Consider the following 5,841-nt stretch of genomic DNA (forward strand, 5'->3'; position numbering starts at 1 on the left):
GGCGTGCCCATGGGCGGCGACCTGCTGGCCGCACGGGGGAAGGCCCCGCAGTTCCTGGTCTGGGCGGTGCGCGACCCGCGCGCCGGCTACCTCCAGCGGGCCCAGGTGGTGAAGGGCTGGATCGAGAACGGCCAGGCCAGGGAAAAGGTCTTCGACGTGGCCTGCTCCGACGGGCTGCAGGTGGGCGCGGGCGGCCGCTGCCCGGACAATGGCGCGGGCGTGAACATGAAGACCTGCGAGCCCGACCGGTTCAAAGGCGACGTGGAGCTGCGCACGGTCTGGAAGGACCCGGAGTTCAATCCGAAGCAGCGGGCCTTCTACTATGTCCGGGTTCTGGAGAACCCGTCCTGCCGGTGGTCGACCTGGGACGCCCTGCGCAACGGCACGCCGCCCAATCCCAAGCTCGCCCCCACCATCATGGAGCGGGCCTGGTCCTCGCCCATCTGGTACGAGCCGGCGGCGTAGGATGCAGCGTCGTAGCTTCCTCGCCCTGCTGCTGGGGTCGGCCATGGCGGCCCCGGCCATGGCGGCTGGCCGCAAGCCGAACGTCATCATCATCCTGGCCGACGACCTGGGGTACGGCGACCTGGGCGTGCAGGGCGCCCGCGACGTGGCAACGCCCAACATCGACCGGCTGGCGGCCGATGGCGTGCGGATGACCGACTTCTACTCGAACCACCCCAGCTGCGCGCCGGCCCGGGCGGCGCTGCTGTCGGGCCGCTACCAGCATCGCTTCGGCTTTGAGAACAATCCGGGCCCGGCCCAGTACGACTCGGCCGCCGTCGGCCTGCCGCGGGACCACGGCGGCACGCTGCCCGAGCGGCTGAAGGCGCAGGGCTATGCGACCGCCGCCGTCGGCAAATGGCACATAGGCTTCACGCCCGAGAACCTGCCAACGGCGCGTGGATTCGACCGGTTCTACGGGTTCCTGGGCGGCGCCATGGCCTACACGTCCGAGGCCGCCAGCGGCGCCAAGGAGATGTGGCGCGGCGCGGCGCCCGCGCCGATGCCGGCCCACACCACCGAGGCCTTCGCCGACGAGTCGGTCGCCTTCATCGAGGCCAACCGCGACCGGCCGTTCTTCCTGTACGCCGCGTTCAACGCGGTGCATGCGCCGCTCCAGTCGACCAGTCCCTACCTCGCCCGCGTCGCCCGCGAGACCGATCCCAAGCGCAGAGCCTATCTCGCCATGCTGGCGGCCCTGGACGACGCCGTGGGCCGCATCGTCGGCGCGGTCGACGCTGCCGGGCTGGGCCGCGACACCCTGATCGTGTTCACCAGCGACAACGGCGGCCCCACCTGGCAGACGACCAGCCGCAACGGCCCGCTCAACGGCGTGAAAGGCACGGTGCTGGAGGGCGGCGTCCGCGTGCCGACGATCTTCCGCTGGCTCGGCCGGCTGCCGGCGGCGAAGACGTCATCGGCGGTGGGAACGGGCGTCGACATCACGGCCACGGTGCTGGCGGCGGCCGGAGCGCCTCGCACGCCCGAACTGGACGGTGTCGACCTCTCGCCGGTCATGGCCGGCGGGACGTCACCTCGGCGCACGCTGTACTGGCGGCTGGGACCGCAGGCCGCGATCCGGTCGGGTTCGTGGAAGGCGGTCCGCGCCGAGGACCGCTGGTGGTTGTTTGACCTCTCGAAGGATATCGGCGAGCGGAACGATCTCGCCGGCGCGCGCCCCGAGGTCCTGGCCGGCCTGAAGGCGGACTGGGAGCGGTGGTCGGCCGGGATGCCCGCACCGGCATGGGGCTCCCTGAATCGAACCGGCCGCGCCGAGGCCGGCGAGATCAGGGGCCTGATCGACGCCTTCGTCCGGGGCCAGCCCGTCGACCCGCGCAGCCTGCTGTACGGCGGCGGCCCGGAGTAGCTCTCAGATCGCCGCCAGGGTGCGCTCGATCAGCCAGTAGGCCGACAATGAGCCGATGAGGTAGGCCGGCGCCAGGGCCGCCCATCGCGGCGTTGTCCAGTGGCGCGCCCGCCACAGCCAGCGCCCCGCCGCCATCAGCCCCAGAACGGCGCCGATGAACACCAGCTGGCCGATCTCGACGCCCACGTTGAACAGCAGCAGCGCCTGCGGCGCGGCGTCCGGCGGCAGCCCGATGTCGGCGAGCACCCCGGCGAACGCCATGCCGTGCAGCAGGCCGAACACGAACGCGATGAGCCAGGGCCGGCGCTGGGCCAGGCCGCCCGCCGCGCGGCGCGCGGGCATGAGTTCGACCGCGACGAACAGGATGCTCAGCGCCACCAGCGCCTCGATCGCCGCCGACGGGAAGCTGATGTAACCCAGGGCGGCCAGGGCCAGGGTGATGCTGTGGGCGACCGTGAAGCCCGTGATGGCCTTCACCAGCCGCCAGTTCGGTCCGATCAGCAGCAGCAGGCCCAGCACGAAGAGCAGGTGGTCGATGCCGATCAGGATGTGCTCGACACCCAGGACGAGATACGCCGGCACCGCCACCCCGGCCGCCGGCGCCAGGCTGAGGGTGAACTTCGGCTGGGCCGGCTTCAGCACATGGTCGAGGGTGCGGCCGTCGCGGGCGGTGACGCGCACGATCACGTCGGTCACGCTCTGCGAGAGACCCTCGACCTCCAGGACCTGTCCCTCCAGGGGCGGACCATCGCGCACGCGCCAGACGCGTGTCACATAGCCAGGCGCGGCCTGCTCGAGGGTCGGCGGCTTCTCCAGGGCGCCGCCGGACAGATGGGGCACCAGGCGCAGCGCCATGTCGCCCACCACGGGGCGCTTCCAGACCACTTCGTAGGCTGTGGGCCCGGTCTCGCGGATCTGCACCAGAGCCGGGCGCACCTCATGCGCCTGGGCGGGCGTCAAGGCGGCGAACAGGGCGGCCAGCGCAAGCCAGACCGCGGCAAACGCCCTCATTGCGGCAGGCCCGCGATCTCGACCTTGTAGCGCTTGCGCAGGCTTGCGCGGAACTTGCGGTTCTCCTCCTGCCGGCGTTCGGCGAGCCAGGCGGCGCGGACGTCCTCGCGAACCTCTGCCAACGGCGGGATCTGGGTGGGCAGGCGGCGCTCGACGCGGATCAGGTGCAGGCCGTAGGCCGACGGGGCCGGACCCACCCAGGCGCCGACGGGGGCCTTATGGACCGCGGCCGCGAATTCGGCGCCGTAGTCCCGGGCGATGTCGGCCTCGGCGATGTCGGCATAGGTCAGGGGCAGCAGCGACGGGTCGCTGGCCGCCTCGCCGCCGGCCTGAAGGCGCGACAGGGCCGCCGCCGCCGCGGCCTGCGGCGTCTCGCCCGTGCGGTCGCGGCTGAAGTAGACGTGCCGCATCGCGACCCGGCCAGGCGTCGCATAGCGCTCGCGATTGGCGTCGTAGTAGGCCTGCAGCGCCTTTTCGTCGGGCTCGGAGAGGGCGGCGACATCCTCGCTGGCGAAGGCCATCTTCTGCGCCAGCCGGCGGCGCACGATCATGTCGCCCTTGTCCAGTCCCAGACGGATGGCCTCGCGGGCTAGCAGTTCCTCGTCGACGCGTTCGTGGATCAGGGCCGCGAGTTCCTCGCGGGTCGGCGGCCGCTGGCTCTGCAGCTCCCAATAGGAGGCCAGCTGCTCGATCTCCTGGGAGTCGATCCGCACCACCGGACGCTTCAGATGGTTGGCGAAGGCGATCACGCCGAAGAGCAGCCCGCCCAGCACCAGGAAGTGGACGAGAGGCTCCCGCAGTACGCGCGAGAGCCCCGAACGCACGGCATCGTTCATGCCGCCGGCTCGTACCAGATGGGCGAGGACCAGGCCCGCTCCATGATGGTGGGGGCCAGCTTGGGATTGGGCGGCGTGCCGTTGCGCAGGGCGTCCCAGGTCGACCAGCGGCAGGACGGGTTCTCGAGAACCCGGACATAGTAGAACGCCCGCTGCTTCGGGTTGAACTCCGGGTCCTTCCAGACGGTGCGCAGCTCCACGTCGCCCTTGAAGCGGTCGGGCTCGCAGGTCTTCATGTTCACGCCCGCGCCATTGTCCGGGCAGCGGCCGCCCGCGCCCACCTGCAGCCCGTCCGAGCAGGCCACGTCGAAGACCTTTTCCCTGGCCTGGCCATTCTCGATCCAGCCCTTCACCACCTGGGCCCGCTGGAGGTAGCCGGCGCGCGGGTCGCGCACCGCCCAGACCAGGAACTGCGGGGTCTTACCCCGGGCGGCCAGCAGGTCGCCGCCCATGGGCACGCCGCGGGCGTAGGCCTGGCGCACCGTGTCCGGCCGGGTCATCAGGTCGGCCGGGAAGTCGTAGCTGGCGAAGAACCGCACCTTGATCCGCGGCCCCGACGTGGCGAACGTCTCCTTCCGCCGCAGCGCCGCATAGATCGCATCGCGGCTGTTCTCCTCGGCCCACACGCCGGCAAGGCCAGACGCGCCCCAGGCCTGGTAGCGGCCGCCCGCCGCGGCCGCGTCGACGCCCTCCCAGGTCGTCGCGCCGTTCGGCGGCGTCGAGCCGCGCAGGTCCGGCCGCGAATCCGGACGGCCGGTCTTGGAGAAGTAGTTGGGCTCCTCCACGCTGCCGGGCGCGGCGTTGTGGGTGTCGGACGAACCGATGAAGCCGAACTTGAACGGGTTGGATCCCACCTTCTCACGGAAGATGATCCCGTCCTGCAGCGCGCGGCGCACATAGCCCCCCGAGAATTTCGTGATCTTGTTGGCCGAGCCGATGTAGCTCTCCATGATCTCGAAGTTGGCCCATTCGTCGTTCGGCGACAGCGACGGGTGGGTCTCGGACGTGCCCTTGATCTGAGTCATCTCGACCAGCGGCTCGTTGCGTATCCGCAGGTCGGCGTAGGCCTTGTCGATCGGCTGGCCGTTCATCCGAACCGTGTCGAACATGATGCCGTCCGAGCCGTTCGAATTGTGCGGAATGGCCAGCGCCTCGATGCCCTTGGCCCGCCAGCCGTCCATCGTGCGCCACAGGTTCTCCGGGTCGCGCGAGGCGTTGGCGGTGTAGGGCAGACTGGCCACGTTCGCGCCGCGGAAAATGACGTTGCGGTGCAGGTTCCGGCCGTCAGGCGCCGAGGTGTATTCATAGCCGATGAAGGTCGTGAAACGGCCGGGGGCGTTGTTGCGGGCGGCGGCGTCCTGGACCTCTCGCCACGCCCGGGAGGCGACGGCCGGGTCGCTGAACTCTGCAGGCAGGCTGTTGTCGCGGAAGCCCGTGACGATGCGGTTGAAGGCCTGTCCGATCTCCTTGGGGTCGGTGGAGAAGAGCCCCTGGGTGATGGGAAGCTTCGACAGCGGGCTGTGCGGGTCGGCCGCCTCGCGGATGGCGCCCATGAACTCGGCGTGGTCGGTGACGCCCGCAAAGTCCAGCGGACCGCCTTGCAGCCGGATGTCGAACCCTGCGGCATGACCGATGGCATCGCCACGGGCGAAGCGGTACGCGTCGTCGGGAGTCTTGCGGACGTTGAAGATGTAGGCGTCGAAGGACAGGTACGTGTGGACGTGCAGGTCGCCGAAGTAGGCGTTCCGATCCGGATTGTGGCCGGGCAGGACCGCGGCCGACGGCGCTTTGGGTGCGGCTTTTGCCTTGGCTTGCGCCGCGGGCTTGGCCGCCGCGGTCTTCTCCTGCACGGCCTGCGCGCCGATGGCGCCGCCGGCGACGAGGGCTCCTACCACCACCGCGGGCGCCGCATAGCGCAATGCGGCTCGTCTCTTCGTCATCATCGAACCCCTCCCTCCCCGAACTTCGATTTCTCTATGCCGCCGGCTCGTACCAGATGGGCGATGACCAGGCCCGTTCCATGATGGTGGGGGCGAGCTTGGGATTGGGCGGCGTGCCGTTGCGCAGGGCGTCCCAGGTCGACCACCGGCAGGACGGGTTCTCCAGAACCCGGACATAGTAGAA

Annotated in this window: 6 protein-coding genes; 2 read left to right on the forward strand and 4 right to left on the reverse strand. The window is 70.5% G+C overall.

What is annotated here, in order from left to right:
* A partial coding sequence (locus EPN98_RS06795) for a DUF3604 domain-containing protein (RefSeq protein ID WP_293361834.1) occupies positions 1-465 on the forward strand: 465 nt, incomplete at its 5' end.
* A gap of 1 nt (position 466) precedes the next feature.
* Positions 467-1,870, forward strand: coding sequence for a sulfatase-like hydrolase/transferase (locus EPN98_RS06800; protein ID WP_293361836.1), 1,404 nt, complete (start codon positions 467-469; stop codon positions 1,868-1,870).
* Positions 1,871-1,873: 3 nt separating this feature from the next.
* Here the strand turns inward: EPN98_RS06800 and EPN98_RS06805 are convergent, their stop codons facing one another.
* The 4 genes from EPN98_RS06805 to EPN98_RS24505 form a co-directional block, all read right to left on the reverse strand.
* Complete coding sequence (locus tag EPN98_RS06805; protein ID WP_293361838.1) at positions 1,874-2,881, reverse strand: HupE/UreJ family protein; 1,008 nt, start codon at positions 2,879-2,881, stop codon at positions 1,874-1,876.
* Positions 2,878-3,717, reverse strand: coding sequence for a peptidylprolyl isomerase (locus EPN98_RS06810; protein ID WP_293361840.1), 840 nt, complete (start codon positions 3,715-3,717; stop codon positions 2,878-2,880). Before EPN98_RS06810 ends, EPN98_RS06805 begins: the two co-directional genes overlap by 4 nt.
* Positions 3,714-5,657 carry a DUF3604 domain-containing protein gene (locus EPN98_RS06815; protein WP_293361842.1) on the reverse strand — a complete coding sequence of 648 codons (1,944 nt, stop codon included), beginning with the start codon at positions 5,655-5,657 and terminating at the stop codon, positions 3,714-3,716. Before EPN98_RS06815 ends, EPN98_RS06810 begins: the two co-directional genes overlap by 4 nt.
* 34 nt (positions 5,658-5,691) lie before the next feature.
* Positions 5,692-5,841, reverse strand: a 150-nt coding sequence (locus EPN98_RS24505; protein WP_366558463.1) for a DUF3604 domain-containing protein, incomplete at its 5' end; no start/stop codon positions are given.

Source organism: Phenylobacterium sp., from assembly GCF_004299445.1.
Lineage (GTDB): Bacteria > Pseudomonadota > Alphaproteobacteria > Caulobacterales > Caulobacteraceae > Phenylobacterium.

Bases quoted from the DNA above. Each gene is read 5' to 3' on its own strand.
- EPN98_RS06800 (WP_293361836.1), top strand. From the start codon at position 467: ATGCAGCGTCGTAGCTTCCTCGCCCTGCTGCTGGGGTCGGCCATGGCG.
- EPN98_RS06805 (WP_293361838.1), bottom strand. From the start codon at position 2,881: ATGAGGGCGTTTGCCGCGGTCTGGCTTGCGCTGGCCGCCCTGTTCGCC.
- EPN98_RS06810 (WP_293361840.1), bottom strand. From the start codon at position 3,717: ATGAACGATGCCGTGCGTTCGGGGCTCTCGCGCGTACTGCGGGAGCCT.
- EPN98_RS06815 (WP_293361842.1), bottom strand. From the start codon at position 5,657: ATGACGAAGAGACGAGCCGCATTGCGCTATGCGGCGCCCGCGGTGGTG.